Origin of the sequence: Arthrobacter sp. zg.Y820 (genome assembly GCF_030125555.1) — a bacterium.
Lineage (GTDB): Bacteria > Actinomycetota > Actinomycetes > Actinomycetales > Micrococcaceae > Arthrobacter_B.
This window is the reverse complement of the sequence record NZ_JASKLX010000006.1, coordinates 421,868-436,104: the sequence shown is the minus strand read 5'-3', so window position 1 is coordinate 436,104 and position 14,237 is coordinate 421,868. Positions and strand designations below refer to the sequence as shown.

Here is a 14,237-nt window from a genome sequence, read left to right as displayed (position 1 = left end):
AAAGAAAGGGCCGATGGCTAAACGTGATGCCGGCAGCCCCGCAGTTCCAGCCCCGCCCGAAGAAACGGATGCCCAATGCCCACCCAGAATTCTCCGCAGTCCAGTGCCGTTCCTGTATCCGGTGCCGCTGCTCAGTACAGCGTCGTCAGCTACGGCCGGGAACTGGGCGACGCCTACCTGTCCGCCGTCCAGCAGGCGGTGGGCACCGTCGGCGGACGCATCCTGGAGCTGGAGAACGCCTCCGGCGACGGGTACGTCGTCACCAAGCTGCTGGTGGCATACGACGGCGGCATCGAGCTGCTGCGGCTGGCCGTCACCGCAGCGGCGGCCGCCCTGGGCACTGCAGCGGCAGGCGCGCAGAGCGCCGTCGTGCCGTCCTCACTGCTGGAACCGGCACGGAAACTGCTGATCATGGACGTGGACTCCACCCTGATCAAGCAGGAGGTCATTGAACTGCTGGCCGCCCACGCCGGACGTGAGGCGGAAGTCGCGGCGGTGACCGAAGCCGCCATGCGCGGTGAACTGGACTTCACGCAGAGCCTGCACCAGCGCGTTTCCGCGCTGGCCGGACTGCCGGCGTCGGTCATAAACGAGGTCGGCGCCCGGATCGAGCTCTCCGACGGAGCGGAGGCGCTGGTCAAGGAGTTCCTGGCCGCCGGCCACGCGGTGGCGGTGGTGTCGGGCGGTTTCAGCCAGGTGCTCGCGCCGCTGGCCGAGCGCCTGCAGCTCACCCACGCCAAGGCCAACCTGCTGGGCATTTCCGACGGTGTCCTGACCGGAACCGTCGACGGACCGGTGGTGGACCGCGCCGAGAAGGCCCGGTCCCTGCGGACGTGGGCGGCGGGCCTGGGCATAAACGAGCGGCACACCATTGCGGTGGGCGACGGCGCCAATGATCTGGACATGCTGGCGGCGGCCGCGCTGGGCGTGGCGTTCAACGCCAAGCCGGCAGTGCAGGCCGCCGCTGATGCCGTGCTGAACCTGCCCAACCTGGACGTGGTGCAGCACTTCGTTCGGCTCCGGACAGAGCCGTCAGGACCAGCCGTTCAGAACTACCCGGCAACCCCGAGGTAGTCGGCGCCGCCCACGTATTCGGTGTGGCCGGAGGAAACGTCGGCGGTGGCCATGCGGGCCACCTCGGCGCCGAACTCCTGCACCGAGTACAGCCGGCCGGCCTCCACGCGGCGCGCTTCGATCGCTCCGGGGTTGGCGCGGTCCAGGAGCGTTGCAGTGACGGTTCCTTCGATCATGTCCCCGGACACCACCACCAGCGTGATGCCCTTGGCCTCGAGCTGCGGGAGCATGTCGCGCAGGGCGTCCTCGCCGGCCCGCTTGCTGCGCGCCACCGGCTCGTATTCGGGCATGGTGGGCACCGTGTTGATGAAATGTGCCTGGTGGCTGGTGACGAAGACCACGCGCGATCCGGCCGGCATGACCTCCAGTGCCGCGGTGAGCATGTTGACCTGCGCATCGCGGTTGAGCTTCAGTGCGTAGTCTTCTTCGACGCCGCTCTCCATGCCGCCGGATGCGTTCAGCACCAGGACATCCACCCCGCCGAAATTCTCCGTGGCGGCAGCAACCAGCGCCGCCGGGCCCTCGGGCGACGTCAGGTCGGCGCCGACGGCAACGGCACGGCCGCCGTCGTTCTCGATGCCGGTGACCACCTTGTTGGCCCGCGGTGCCTTCTGCCGGTAGTTGACCACCACGCCGGCGCCCTCGGCGGCCAGGAACTTGGCCACCTCCGCTCCGATGCCGCGTGAGGATCCGGTAACGATGGCGGCTTTGCCGTCCAGCAGGCCCATGGGTGCTCCTTCGTGAAGATTGTGGAAAGTATCCAAAGTTTTAAGCAACAGATTCCATCCTGCCAGCCCCCGGGGTTCTCCACAGTGGTGGAAACCTCCAAGGAATTCCCCCGGGGACGTTGGCAGGACCGGTGCGGACAGTGCCGGCCGGCGCGGTGGGCGGGAGCGCTAGTGGCCCATTCCCAGTCCGCCGTCAACGGGGATGACGGCACCGGAAATGTAGGCGGCTTCAGGGCTGGCGATCCAGCGCACCACGCCGGCCACTTCCTCCGGCTCGGCGAACCGCTTGGCGGGAATGGAGGACAGGTAATTCTTCTGCGTGTCCTCCGGCAGGGCCCGGGTCATGTCGGTGTTGATGAAGCCCGGCGCCACCACGTTGGCGGTGATGTTCCGCGAGCCGAGTTCCCGCGTCAGGGAGCGGGCAATGCCGACCAGTCCCGCCTTGGAGGCCGCGTAGTTGATCTGGCCGGGCGAGCCGTACAGGCCCACCACCGAGGAGATCAGGACAACCCGTCCGCGGCGCAGCTTGATCATGCCCTTCGAGGCCCGCTTGATGACACGGAAGGCGCCGGTGAGGTTGGTGTCCACGACGTCGGTGAAGTCGTCTTCGCTCATCCGCAGCAGCAGGGTGTCGCGGGTGATACCCGCGTTGGCCACCAGGACCTCCACGGGGCCGTGGGCTGCCTCCACTTCGGTGAACGCGGCATCCACCGACGCCATGTCGGTGACGTCGGCCTTGACGCCGAGGAGGCCCTCGGGCACGTCCCCGCTGCGGTAGGTAATGGCTACCTGGTCGCCGTTGGCAAGGAACGCCTGGGCGATGGCCAGTCCGATGCCGCGGTTGCCGCCGGTGACCAGGACGCTGCGGCCGGTGGACGGCTGGGTGTTGTTGTGCACAGATTTCCTCCGCTGGGAGTGTGGGGTTGGATGAACTTGATCCTAGCCCGGCCGGAACCAACTTCAACATCACGGGATCCAGTGCGACAATGGATGAATCTGTTTGGGAGAGTGATGAACAAGGAATCCAGCCGCGGCGTTTCGGTCCCCCGGATCACTGACGCCCGCACGGCGCACACCGATGAGATGCATGCACGCATGATCAAGTATTCGGTGTCCATGGGCATCCGCATTGTGTGCTTGGGCCTGATGTTTGTTGTGCACGGCTGGCTGCTCTGGGTTGTCATCGCGGCCGCCGTCGTGCTTCCGTATTTCGCCGTGATCATTGCCAACGCCGGCAGCGACACCCGCAACATGACGGCGTCGGATTCCATGATCGACTCGCTTCCGCCGCCGGCCATTGAGGCGCCGCGCCCGGAGGAGCACCGCGACTCCCCGGAGACCACACTGCTGCACGGCGAGATCGTTGAGGACGACCCCGCTGACGGGGACCAAGCCGACAGCCACCACGAAGATAAGGCACCACCTTCAGCATGAACCTTCTTGACCAACTGGCCCGCACCACCGGCGCCGCTCCCCACACCGGATCCGAGCCGTCGGACCCGGAGGCCGGCGCTCCGGCGGTCTGCTCCCGCAAGGGCTGCCGGCAGCCGGCCGCGTGGCGGCTCCTGTGGAACAACCCGCGGATTCACACCCCGGAGCGTCGGAAGACGTGGCTGGCGTGCGGCGAACACCGCGGCTGGCTGGAAGAGTACCTGCAGACGCGCGATCTCTGGAAGGAAACGCTTCCGCTCACCGGAGCGCCGACTCCGGCGGACCCCGACAGCGGGAGTGCGTAAATGTACCGGTTCCTTTTCTCCAGCCGCTGGCTGGGCTGGTTTGCCCTGGTCTGCCTGCTTTCGGCCGTCTGCACCACCCTGGGCCTGTGGCAGATGGACCGCCGGGACGCGATCCGCGAAGACATCGGCAATGTGGTCAACAACTACGACGCCGCGCCGGCCGCCTTTGCCGACGCCGCCGGCCTGTTCGAAACCTATGATCCGGCCAACGAATGGATGCCGGTGGAAATGACCGGCGTGTACGACGCCGACAACCAGCGCATCGTCCGGAACCGTCCGCTGAGCGGGCGTGCCGGCTACGAGGTGGTGGTGCCGCTGAAGCTCACCGACGGGACCGCCGTCGTGATCAACCGCGGCTGGCTCCCCATTGGCAACGACGAGGCCGGCCGGCCCGACACCGTTCCAGCGCCGCCCGCGGGCGAGGTCACCGTCGTCGCGCGCGTCAAGCCCCCCGAGCCCGCCCTGCAGCGCGGAGCACCGGAGGGGCAGCTGGCCTCCATTGACTTGGCCAAGTACCAGGACGAGGTCGGATACGAGCTGGAACAGGGCGCCTACGGCCTCATGGCCAGCGAGGACCCCGCTCCCGCCGTCGTTCCCGAAGCTGCGCCGAAGCCCTCCGTGGACGAGGGCCCGCACCTGTCCTACGCCATGCAGTGGTTCGCCTTTGCCGTGATGCTCTTCATCGGCCTGGGCTACGCGGCGTACCAGGAAGCGATGAACCTGCGCTACGGCGACGAGGACGATTACGAAGAGGACGACGACGAAACGTACGCCGCGCACCCGGGGCCGGCTTCCCGCCGCCGCCCGCGGAAGCAGCGCGGCAGTACCCAGGAGGACGAGGAAGACGCCCTGCTGAAGGCGCAGGGCTTCTAGGCCCCGCTCCCCTGCCCGCTCGGAGGGTTGGCTACTGGTAGGAGACGAACCAGGGCTTGGGGCTGACCTGGGTGAAGGTCTGCTCCGGTGTCAGCATGGGGGTGTCCTCGTCGTGGAAGTTCTTCCAGCCCGGCCAGATCTGCGGCTGCAGCCCGTCGCGCAGGACGTTCCAGGTTTCCAGTTTCTCGCCGACGGTTCCGTGCCCGTCGGCGTGCAGGCTTACGGCCAGCTCCGGCCGGCTGACATCGAGCGATCCGCGGTCCCGGATCATCGACACGCTGAACTGGTGGAGCATGAAGACCTTCTGCGGCAGGACATTGGTGCGGGTCAGATCGGCCAGCCACGCCGAGACCTCGTTCACCTCAGCGGCGTCCACCGAGCCGATCTGCTCCAGGTGCCGCTGCCCCGGCGTGATGCGCCATTCCGCATCCAGTGCCAGCCCGACGTTCGGAAGCTTGAGCAGCTCCTCATACCGCACGGCCTGGTCCAGGAATGTGCTTAGCCCCGGCTGCAGATCCAGCACCACGTAGACGCCCGCTTCCCGGGCAGCCTCCACCCACGGACGCAGTTCCTCCGCCGGAGTTTCGGTGGAGAAGTTGCCGTCGTCGCCGGCCTCCGAGCTGGCGACAGTGGTAATGATCTCCAGGGCGGGAACCACCGGCTCCTCGCTGTAGGGCTGGTACCGGGCCGCGGTGTCCTTGGCCAGCTGGATCGTGGCATCCAGGCCCTGCTCCCCCAGCACGCCCAGGCTTCCCCCGCTGGGATGTCCGTACAGCGCCACCATCCGCCGTCCGGGAAACACCGTCTGCCCGCCGCCGGGGAGCTCGGGTGCATCCAAGGCGACGGCGGTCTGGGCCGCAAAGTTCTCCGCTCCGCCGAAGCCGTCTCCCGCGGCATAGATCCCCGCATCACGGTGGGTGCGCAGCAGGGCGATGACGCCGCTGTCGGCCCGGGGGTCGGCAGTGGCCACCATGTGCACTTCGGCACCGGCCGCCCGCGCAGTGGCCACCGCTGCGGCAGCCGCCGGATCTTCGGTCGCCAGGACGACGGCGTTGGCGGGTTCCGGCGCCGCTTCGAAGGCGGGCAGGTCCTCCCCGGCCAGGTCCCGCCGGGCATTCTCGGACGGGGCCGGGCCCTGGGGCGGGGCGCCACTTGGTGACGGATCCGCACTTTCCGAGGGGTCACGTTCCGAGGGCTCCGGGGCAGGAACCTCCAGCCCGGGGACCGTCAGCCGCTCGCCCGGTGCCATTGCGGCGACCTGCGCCACCAGCCCCTCTTTCCCGGCGGCTTCCGCTTCAAGGCCGAGCACGGAGGCGAAGCCGGCGGCGGTGGCGGGGCCGGATACCTGGGTCCGCTCCCCCACCGTCTGCGACCACCCGTCCGCCGGCGTGCCGTAGAGGATCACCGAGGCGGCGCCGAGCCGATCGAGCTCGGCGGCGACCTGCTGTTCGCTGCCCGGTTCGGCCACGAGCAGCGGAATGCCCAGCCCGGCAGCCGCCGCGGCAGCCGCTCCGGTGTGATCCGTGCCGGCCGGATCCGACGGGGCCGGGTCCGATGAGGCCGGAATCTGCCCGCCGGTTTCCGGCGCGGCCAGCACCACCGCGGCAGGGCTGGACGCGAAGAACGCAGCAGTTGCGGCCAGGGAGGCTTTTCCCGCTCCCCCGTCAAAGACACCGGTCACGTCGCGGTCCTGAGACAGGCTGACGGACGGCACGTCCGGGGTCGTCCCGGCACTGCCGTCGGTTTCGGGTGTGCCGGTGCAGCCGCTGAGGACCAGACCAAAAGACAGGGCGGCCACTGCCGCACGGCGACGGGCAGGTACGGAAACTGAGGGGGAAATGGCGGCGCATCCTTCCGAACAGGGGAATGGGCTGAGCATCACCCAAATTCCCAAGCGTACCGAGACAGCAGCTGGACACAAAAGCAGGCGGTGCGTGCTCCCGCGGTCCGCCCCGGGACAGCTACCGCGCCTCTCCTTTCCGAACTGTCCGCGGCCGGCCGAAAACGGTCCGGACACCGGATGAAAACAGCACGGAATCGGGCGGACCCGCAACCGGCAGGCCGGCGGAGGCCAGCAGTTCGTCGTCGCACTCCGCCAGCGCGGCCGGGTGCAGGGGCCACGGCCGGTGCGTGTTGGGAACGAAGATCGTCCGGCCGGCGAGTGTGGCGTGGGCGCCGAAGCGTGCGGTGAGCTCCAGGGACAGGGGGTCATCGGCCTGCCTGCTGAGCTCCGGACGCACTGCGAAGGATGAGCTTGCACCGTTGCCGTACCGTTCGACGGCGTACCCGCAGGTGTCGCGGTCCGGTCCGCCGGGGGCCTGCTGCCGGCAGCGGGACCAGACGTACGGAACACCGGCGGCACGGGCAGTCAGTACGGCCAGCAGGCGGGACGCGTCGAGGGACAGGAAGAGGACTCCTCTGGTTCCGTCGGCCCCGCGGGTATACAGGCGAACATTGACTTCGGTAAAGCTGCCCAGCCACGGGAGGGGCAGCGCACCTCCGAGTCTTGTTCCGTGCAGCCGGAACCCGATCAGTCCCACCCAGCTTGAACCGTGGAAGACATCCGGTTCGACCAGGGACGGCATATGCGGCGCCGCCTCCGCCGCCGTTATGCGCCAGTGCAGAAAAACGGCATCGGACCAGGACTGCGTGACCAGGGCGGGCGGAGAGAGCACCGGGCCGGCGGGCCACGGGGTCTCGGAGCCATCTGCGGGCCGGGTCATGGCCACACGGTAGCACTTGGCCGGGTGCCGCGGGACGGGTAGCAACTGTTCCCGGTGCTTAGCCGGTGACCCGCCGCACGTACTCGGCCATGCCCGGCACCGTGAAGGCCACCTGGCCCAGGGAAGGTGCGTAAATGATCCCCTTGCGGATCAGGGAACCGCGCGTCATGGTCATTGACGTCATTTTCTTGCCGGCCCGGGCTGCCAGGGTTGCCGTCCCCGAGCCCGCGGCGCCGTCAACCGCCATGAGCCGGAGGAAGTCCCTTTCCGCCTTGGTGGCGCGCCGCCAGCGCATGGGAAAAAAGCCCTGGTCCAGCTGGGCCCGGCCTATTTCAACGGCCACCCGGGCGTCAGCGGCGGTGATCACCGGATGCGGCGCGGATTCCCACGCGGCGGACCCATACTCCTGCAGGAAGTAGGGATATCCCCCGGCGGCGTTCAGCAGAAGGTCCAGGGCCTCCGGATCATAGGTAACCGACTGCTCCTTCGCCGGAGCAGTCAGTGCGGTGCCGGCGTCCTCCCGGTCCAGCGCGCCAACAGTGCGGTAGGTAAACAGACCCTCGGCATAGCGCTGCGACTGGTTCAGGACCGACGGAAGGTTTGGTAATCCGGCAGCGACGAGATAAAACGGCCAGTCCCGCTGCCCGGCCTGATGCTGGACGCCCAGCAGTGCCGAGAGCAGAACCGGATCCAGATTCTGCATTTCGTCCACCACAATAATCAGCGCACCGTTCTGTTCGGCCAGGGCCCGGGAGATATCCTCCACAGTCTCCTCCAGGTCAACGGCAAACGCTCCGGAGTCACCACGCCCGTGCCGGGAACCGACACCCACATCGATGCCGCTGACCTGGAGTCCGTCGGCAAACGATGTGATGGTTCCGAGCGCGTCGGCCAGGGCCTTGCTTCCTCCGCGGGAGTTGGCCTTGCGTCCGGCCTGCAGCAGGCTCCGCGCCAGTTTGGCGCGGATGGCCTTCGGTCCGCCCTCGGCGTCCCTCCCCTCCAGCGACACCACCAGGAAGCCGGCTTCCTCGGCGCGGCGCCGGAAATCATTGAGCAGGACGGTCTTGCCCACGCCGTGCAGCCCGTGCAGCACTATCCCCCGGTCGGTTCGACCGGATGCCGCCCGCGAAATCAGCAGGTCAAAATCATTCATCAAGGCTGTTCTGCCGGCCAGCTCGTAAGGTGTGCGGCCTGCGCCGGGTGAGTACGGGTTCGTGGCACTGTGCATGCCACCCATCCTAGCGGACATATCCGAAATTCTTTATATTGTTGGATAAAAATTTATACGAAATGAAGAGATGGAGGGGAGTGCGGTTCTGGCGAACCCGATTGTCGACGATTAGCAGTCGACGATTACCAGCCGCCAAAATGCTTGCCGCCGATTGTTACAGCCTGGAAGGCCGGCTCTCCGCATGGGTGCGGCGCCGATCTCCGCTGCCCCTCCCCCATTCCTGGCTGCCGGCCCTGTTCCCTCCAGGACCCGTCCGCTCCCGGACCCATCCCCTCCCGGAGGCGGCGCTTCCCCAGCCCATTCCCTCCCCAAGGGCGGATCGACCTCGATGGGCCTGCACTGGGCGCACGTGCTCCCACTCTCTGGGGCGGGAGTGGCTCATGGGGTTCCGGAAGCCACAGGAGGAAACAAACAGTGGGAACCAGGGCGGCGGCCGGGCAGGATGCGGGCAGGCGGGGCCGGATGGGGGCGCCGGCGGCGGGGCAAGCAGGATGGGGGCAGCGCGGGTCCGGCGACAGGGTCAAGTCCACACACTCCGCGCACAAGGGAACCAGGCATGCCAAGGGCGCCCGGACACGCCAACGGCGGCCGGAACGTGAGTCCGGCCGCCGCGGTACCCGGGCAGATCCCGGGGCGTTGCTGGTGTGAGCCTTAGGCCAGCGTGACCAGGTCCAGGTAGGAATCGTTCCAGTGGTCCTCGTCGCCGTCCGGCAGCAGCACTACGCGCTCGGGGTTGAGCGCCGCAACGGCTCCCTCATCGTGGCTGACCATCACCACTGCCCCGGAGTAGTTGCTCAGGGCGCCCAGGATCTCCGCGCGGGAGGCCGGGTCCAGGTTGTTGGTGGGCTCATCGAGGAGCAGGACGTTAGCCGAGGAGGCCACGATGGTCGCCAGGGCCAGGCGGGTCTTCTCACCGCCGGAGAGGACGCCGGCCTTCTTCTCGACGTCGTCACCGCTGAACATGAACGAACCCAGGACGCTGCGGACCTCGGCGTCGTCCATGTCCGGAGCCGAGGAACGCATGTTCTCCAGCACCGTCCGCTCGGTGTCCAGGGTTTCGTGCTCCTGGGCGTAGTAGCCGACCTTCAGGCCGAAGCCGGGGATGACCTTGCCGGTGTCCGGGGTGTCGACGCCGGCCAGCATGCGCAGCAGCGTGGTCTTGCCGGCACCGTTCAGGCCCAGGATGACCACCTTGGAACCGCGGTCGATGGCCAGGTCAACGTCGGTGAAGATTTCCAGCGAACCGTAGCTCTTGCTGAGGCCTTCGGCCATCATCGGAGTCTTGCCGCAGGGTGCCGGATCCGGGAAGCGCAGGGCTGCGACCCGGTCGGTGGCGCGAACGGCGTCCAGGCCGCCCATGAGGCGGTCAACGCGCTTGAGCATGCTCTGCGCGGCCGAGGCGCCGGAAGCACGGGCCTTCATCTTGTTGGCCTGGGCCAGCAGGATGCCTGCCTTCTTCTCGGTGTTGGCACGCTCGCGCTTGCGGGCACGCTCGTCGGTCTCGCGCTGCAGCTTGTAGCGCTTCCAGTCCATGTTGTAGATGTCGATCGTGGCGCGGTTGGCGTCCAGGCTGAAGACCTTGTTCACGGTGGCTTCAAGCAGCGCAGTATCGTGGCTGATCACGATCAGGCCGCCGGTGTGGTTCTTCAGGAACTCGCGCAGCCAGGCAATGGAGTCGGCGTCAAGGTGGTTGGTGGGCTCATCGAGCAGCATGGTTTCGGCGTCCGAGTACAGGATCCGCGCCAGTTCCACACGGCGGCGCTGGCCACCGGAAAGGGTGCTCAGCGGCTGATTCAGCAGCCGGTCCGGAAGGGCCAGGTTGGCGCAGATGGTGGCGGCTTCGGATTCGGCGGCATATCCGCCGGCGGCCAGGAAGTCGGCCTCGAGCCGGTCATAGCGGTTCATGGCCTTGCGGGAGACCTTTTCGTCTTCGCTGGCCATTTCGTCCTGGCACTTCTTGAGCTGCGCCGTGACGACGTCCAGGCCGCGGGCCGAGAGAATGCGGTCCTTGCCCAGCTGCTCCATGTCCGGCGTGCGCGGGTCCTGCGGCAGATAGCCGATTTCGCCAACGCGCTTCACGTGTCCGTTGGCGGGCAGCGCCTCGCCGGCCAGAACCTTGGTAAGAGTGGTTTTGCCCGCTCCGTTGCGGCCTACCAACCCAATTTTGTCGCCTTTGTCAACACGGAATGAAACCGCTTCCATGAGCAAACGTGCGCCGGCACGAAGCTCGAGATTAGATACGGCAATCACTCAGTGGACCTTTCGAGGGGGTTGGGGATAGTGCTTGAACTGCGATGGCAGCGTCTCAAGTCTACCGTTGATAGCCGATTTGTAGAAAAGCTCCAAAGGAATTACGGCCATCCCCGGCTAGTGTCGACAGCAGCGCCGCCCCGCATCCCCGTCCTGACGGCGGGGAGCGCGGCCGCTCAGCCCCGGGTGAGACGTGTCACCCCTTGTAGAACTTCGACGAAGTGAGGCCAGATGACGCTTCCCCCCGCTCCCCCGGCGGTACCTTCCGGCCGGATCCTCCGGCAGCGCCGGCGGTGGACCCCGGGCGACCTGTCCCTGATCGCGGTCTTCGCGGCCCTCACGGCAGCGTTTTCGGTGCTTCCGGGAGTGCCCCTGGGCTCCGGTGTTCCGATCACGCTGCAGACACTGGCCGTCATGCTCGCCGGCATCATCCTGGGCCCCGCCCGCGGCGCCGCGGCCGTGGGCCTGTTCCTGCTGGCCGGCCTGGCCGGGCTGCCCGTCTTCAGCGGCTTCCGCGGCGGCCTTGGCGTGCTGGCCGGGCCGTCGGCCGGATACCTGCTGGCGTTCCTGCCCGCCGCCTTCCTTTTGGGACTGCTGGCACGCCTGGTCCTGCGCCGCACCCGCCGGGCCCGGTTTCCGCTCCTGTTTGCCGCGGCGATGGGCACCAGCTTCCTCGTGGTCCATCCCCTTGGCATCGCCGGAATGATGCTCAACGCGAAGCTGGAGTTCCCCGCAGCCCTGGCCGCCGACATGGCCTTCTGGCCCGGGGACGTGCTTAAGAACCTGCTGGCGGCCGCCGTCGGCGTGAGCGTCCTGACGGCCTTTCCGCGCCTGGCAGCGAAACCCCGCTGATGCTCGGCATCCAGCTGCGCGGCGTGTCGGTGCTGCCGGCCCCGGACTCCGCTTCCACCCGAAACCCGGCCGCCCCGATCCTGCACCCGCTGAACCTCGACCTGACCGAAGACCGGATAGCGGTGATCGGCGCCAACGGGTCAGGAAAGTCCACGCTGCTGAAGCTGCTCAACGGCCTGCTGCTGCCCGACACCGGCTCGGTGACGGTTCAGGGCCTGGACACGGCGAAGCACGGCAGCCGGGTCCGGCGCCGGGTCGGCTTCGTCTTCACTGATCCGCTGTCCCAGCTGGTGATGCCGACCGGGCGCGACGACGTCGAACTGTCCCTGCGCTCGGCCGTCCGCCGGCGGGAGGAACGGCGCGCAGCGGCCGAAGCCCGGCTGGAGGCCATGGGACTGCTGGAGCTGGCGGACCGCAGCATCTACGACCTCTCCGGCGGTGAACGGCAGCTGATGGCCCTGACCTCGGTGCTGGCCGTTGATCCCGCCATTCTGGTGGCTGACGAGCCCAGCACCCTGCTGGATCTGCGCAACACGGCCCGGCTGCGGCGGATCTTCGCGGAATTGCCCCAGCAGATCATCTACACCACCCATGACCTGGACTTCGCTGCCGACGCCCGGCGCGTGCTGGTGGTCGACGGCGGGCGGATCGTGTTCGACGCCGCCCCGGAACAGGCGCTCGACGCCTACCGCACGCTGGCACTGGGCGTGCAGTGAGGCCTTCGATAAAGAGCTCAAACCATCTGCTCGGCTCCTACCGGCCGGGACGCACCCCGGTGCACCGCGCCCCGCTGGGGGTGAAGGCGGCCGCCGTCGTCGTGCTCTCGGTAACGGTGCTCGTTGCCGGTTCGCTGCCGCTGCTGGGCGCAGCCCTGCTGATCCTGGCCGGTGCCTATGCCGCGGCCCGGATGCTCCGCGAGTCGTGGCGCCCGCTGAAGCTGATGTGGCCGGTGCTGCTGCTCCTGGGCGGCTTTCAGGCCTGGACGAACGGGCCGGCCGCAGCCGTGCTGGTGGTCGGCAACATTGCGGCGTGCGTGGCTGCGGCCCGCCTGCTGACCCTGACCACTCCCCCGCAGCAACTGCTGGACGGGCTGGTCGCCCTGGCCCGGCCCTTCCGCGTCCTCGGCGCGGATCCGGAACGGTTTGGCCTCACGCTCGCCCTAATGATGCGCAGCATCCCGTTCCTGCTGGGGTCGGCGCAGGATGTCCGGCAGTCGGCCATGGCGCGCGGACTGGAGCGCAATCCGCGGGCGCTGACCGTTCCGGTGGTGATCAAGGCGGTGGCCTACGCGCAGCAGACCGGCGATGCCCTGGCCGCCCGCGGCATCGGGGAACCGCCCGACCCGCAGGTGAAGGCGGAACGGAAGCACGCTGATCGTCGGGGATAATTGCGGGCATGAGTTTTAACGAAAATGCACGGCTGGATTCCTCCCGGGTTCGCGATCACCGGGGCAAAGGCAAAGGGATCGCCCTGGGCGGAGGACTCGGCGGCGGCCTGATCCTGATCCTGTCCCTGGTCTTCGGATCGGATGTCGTGGACAGCCTCGGCCTCACCGACGGGGCCGACGCCGCAACCGGATCCGGCAGCTCACCGAGCATCACCGAGTGCCTCGACGGCGCGGACGCGAACGAGCGCCTGGACTGCCGGATCGTTGGCACCGCCGAAAGCCTCGACAGCTACTGGGGGCCGGCGCTGGCAGCCGAGGGACTCACCTACACCGAGCCCGGCGTCACCCTGTTCAGCGGCCAAACCTCCACCGGCTGCGGCTCGGCCACCTCCGCCGTCGGACCCTTCTACTGCCCTGCCGACGAGCAGACCTATTACGACACCGCGTTCTTTGACGAGCTGGTGGCGCAGTACGGCGCCTCCGGCGGGCCGCTGGCCCAGGAATATGTGGTGGCCCATGAATTCGGCCACCACATCCAGAACCTGACCGGTGTCCTCGGCGCCTCCGCCCGGGATCCGCAGGGAGCGGACTCCGCCGCGGTCCGCACGGAGCTGCAGGCCGACTGCTACGCCGGACTGTGGGCCGGAGCTGCCGCCTCCGTTCCGGCTCCGGGAAGCTCCGAACCGTTCCTCGCGGAACTGACGACCACGGATGTCCAGGACGCCCTGTCGGCCGCTTCGGCCATCGGTGATGACCGCATCCAGTCGATGGCCACCGGCCAGGTCAACCCCGAGAGCTGGACGCACGGCTCCGGGGACCAGCGCCAGGCCTGGTTCATGCAGGGCTACAACAACGACGGCGGAATCGGCGCGTGCGACACGTTCAGCGCCGCGGACCTGGACACTCCGGGAGCTTAGCCGCAGCCGCGGCGGCGGGAGCTATTCCGGCGTTCCGACGTTGACTTCGGTGAAGTCCCGGCAGAGCAGCCAGGAACCGGCTTCGAGCCGCCAGGATTCCATCAGCAGCGCCCGTGCGGTGATGTCCCCGCCGGTCCGGTAGGTCATTTCGTGAAAGACCACGGCTTCGTCCCGGCCGCGCGGGGCCACCGTTCGGAAGTCGGTGTGAACCGTGCTGCCCTGCAGGCCGGAAACGGCGTCCCGAAAGCCCTTCCGCGCCGCCGCGCCGTCGAACGCTTCGGCAGCGGCCGCGTCCTGGCCCAGCCAGCCGTGGTAGTCCGGCGACAGGAAAGCCTCGATGGGTCCGCTGTCCCCGGACGCCATGGCCTCGTTCCAAGCAGCAAGATACTGGTCATGAAAATGCTCTGTTTTCCCCATGGCGCATACGGTAGCAGCCAGGCCAAGCGGAGCAGCCGCACACGCGAAG

15 protein-coding genes are annotated in these 14,237 nt (G+C 68.1%); 8 read left to right on the top strand and 7 right to left on the bottom strand.

Features of this window, described 5'->3' with window-relative positions; all coding sequences use genetic code 11:
* Positions 1–75: 75 nt before the first annotated feature.
* Complete coding sequence (serB, locus tag QNN99_RS07200; RefSeq protein ID WP_229965751.1) at positions 76–1,074, top strand: phosphoserine phosphatase SerB; 999 nt, start codon at positions 76–78, stop codon at positions 1,072–1,074.
* Here serB and QNN99_RS07195 read toward each other — a convergent pair.
* Complete coding sequence (locus QNN99_RS07195; RefSeq protein WP_229965750.1) at positions 1,053–1,802, bottom strand: SDR family oxidoreductase; 750 nt, start codon at positions 1,800–1,802, stop codon at positions 1,053–1,055. The genes serB and QNN99_RS07195 overlap by 22 nt on opposite strands.
* A 168-nt stretch (positions 1,803–1,970) precedes the next feature.
* Positions 1,971–2,699 (bottom strand): beta-ketoacyl-ACP reductase, encoded by a 729-nt coding sequence (locus tag QNN99_RS07190; RefSeq protein WP_229965749.1) that lies wholly within the window; start codon positions 2,697–2,699, stop codon positions 1,971–1,973.
* Between the two features lie 114 nt (positions 2,700–2,813).
* Here QNN99_RS07190 and QNN99_RS07185 point away from each other — a divergent pair, with 114 nt between their 5' ends.
* Genes QNN99_RS07185 through QNN99_RS07175 form a run of 3 tightly spaced genes read left to right on the top strand, consistent with a single transcriptional unit; the run spans position 2,814 to position 4,411 of the window.
* Positions 2,814–3,236 (top strand): DUF3099 domain-containing protein, encoded by a 423-nt coding sequence (locus QNN99_RS07185; RefSeq protein ID WP_229965748.1) that lies wholly within the window; start codon positions 2,814–2,816, stop codon positions 3,234–3,236.
* The gene (locus QNN99_RS07180) at positions 3,233–3,538 is read left to right on the top strand and encodes a hypothetical protein (protein WP_229965747.1); all 306 of its coding nucleotides are present in this window, start codon (positions 3,233–3,235) and stop codon (positions 3,536–3,538) included. The genes QNN99_RS07185 and QNN99_RS07180 overlap by 4 nt, the downstream gene beginning before the upstream one ends.
* Entirely contained in the window at positions 3,539–4,411 is an 873-nt protein-coding gene (locus QNN99_RS07175) for an SURF1 family cytochrome oxidase biogenesis protein (RefSeq protein ID WP_229965746.1), read from the top strand.
* A gap of 31 nt (positions 4,412–4,442) precedes the next feature.
* Here the strand turns inward: QNN99_RS07175 and QNN99_RS07170 are convergent, their stop codons facing one another.
* The 4 genes from QNN99_RS07170 to QNN99_RS07155 all read right to left on the bottom strand — a co-directional run bounded on the left by QNN99_RS07170 (position 4,443) and on the right by QNN99_RS07155 (position 10,615).
* Complete coding sequence (locus tag QNN99_RS07170) at positions 4,443–6,209, bottom strand: hypothetical protein (RefSeq protein WP_229965745.1); 1,767 nt, start codon at positions 6,207–6,209, stop codon at positions 4,443–4,445.
* A 163-nt stretch (positions 6,210–6,372) separates the two neighbouring features.
* Positions 6,373–7,134 carry a YqjF family protein gene (locus tag QNN99_RS07165; RefSeq protein WP_229965744.1) on the bottom strand — a complete coding sequence of 254 codons (762 nt, stop codon included), beginning with the start codon at positions 7,132–7,134 and terminating at the stop codon, positions 6,373–6,375.
* A gap of 58 nt (positions 7,135–7,192) precedes the next feature.
* The gene (locus tag QNN99_RS07160) at positions 7,193–8,362 is read right to left on the bottom strand and encodes an ATP-binding protein (RefSeq protein ID WP_269439164.1); all 1,170 of its coding nucleotides are present in this window, start codon (positions 8,360–8,362) and stop codon (positions 7,193–7,195) included.
* 654 nt (positions 8,363–9,016) lie between these two features.
* On the bottom strand, positions 9,017–10,615 hold the full coding sequence (locus tag QNN99_RS07155; protein ID WP_229965742.1) for an ABC-F family ATP-binding cassette domain-containing protein: 1,599 nt from the start codon (positions 10,613–10,615) through the stop codon (positions 9,017–9,019).
* Between the two features lie 231 nt (positions 10,616–10,846).
* Between QNN99_RS07155 and QNN99_RS07150 the strand changes: the two genes are divergently transcribed.
* From QNN99_RS07150 to ypfJ, 4 genes are read left to right on the top strand one after another with little or no spacing between them, the layout of a single operon-like run.
* A complete protein-coding gene (locus tag QNN99_RS07150) occupies positions 10,847–11,467 on the top strand; it encodes a biotin transporter BioY (protein WP_229965741.1) in 621 nt (206 codons plus the stop codon).
* On the top strand, positions 11,467–12,183 hold the full coding sequence (locus QNN99_RS07145) for an energy-coupling factor ABC transporter ATP-binding protein (protein ID WP_229965740.1): 717 nt from the start codon (positions 11,467–11,469) through the stop codon (positions 12,181–12,183). The genes QNN99_RS07150 and QNN99_RS07145 overlap by 1 nt, the downstream gene beginning before the upstream one ends.
* On the top strand, positions 12,180–12,854 hold the full coding sequence (locus QNN99_RS07140) for an energy-coupling factor transporter transmembrane component T (RefSeq protein WP_229965739.1): 675 nt from the start codon (positions 12,180–12,182) through the stop codon (positions 12,852–12,854). Before QNN99_RS07145 ends, QNN99_RS07140 begins: the two co-directional genes overlap by 4 nt.
* An 8-nt stretch (positions 12,855–12,862) precedes the next feature.
* Positions 12,863–13,771, top strand: a complete 909-nt coding sequence (gene ypfJ / locus QNN99_RS07135; protein WP_229965738.1) for a KPN_02809 family neutral zinc metallopeptidase — start codon at positions 12,863–12,865, stop codon at positions 13,769–13,771.
* 21 nt (positions 13,772–13,792) lie between these two features.
* Here the strand turns inward: ypfJ and QNN99_RS07130 are convergent, their stop codons facing one another.
* Complete coding sequence (locus tag QNN99_RS07130) at positions 13,793–14,188, bottom strand: DUF4440 domain-containing protein (protein ID WP_229965737.1); 396 nt, start codon at positions 14,186–14,188, stop codon at positions 13,793–13,795.
* Positions 14,189–14,237 lie beyond the last annotated feature (49 nt).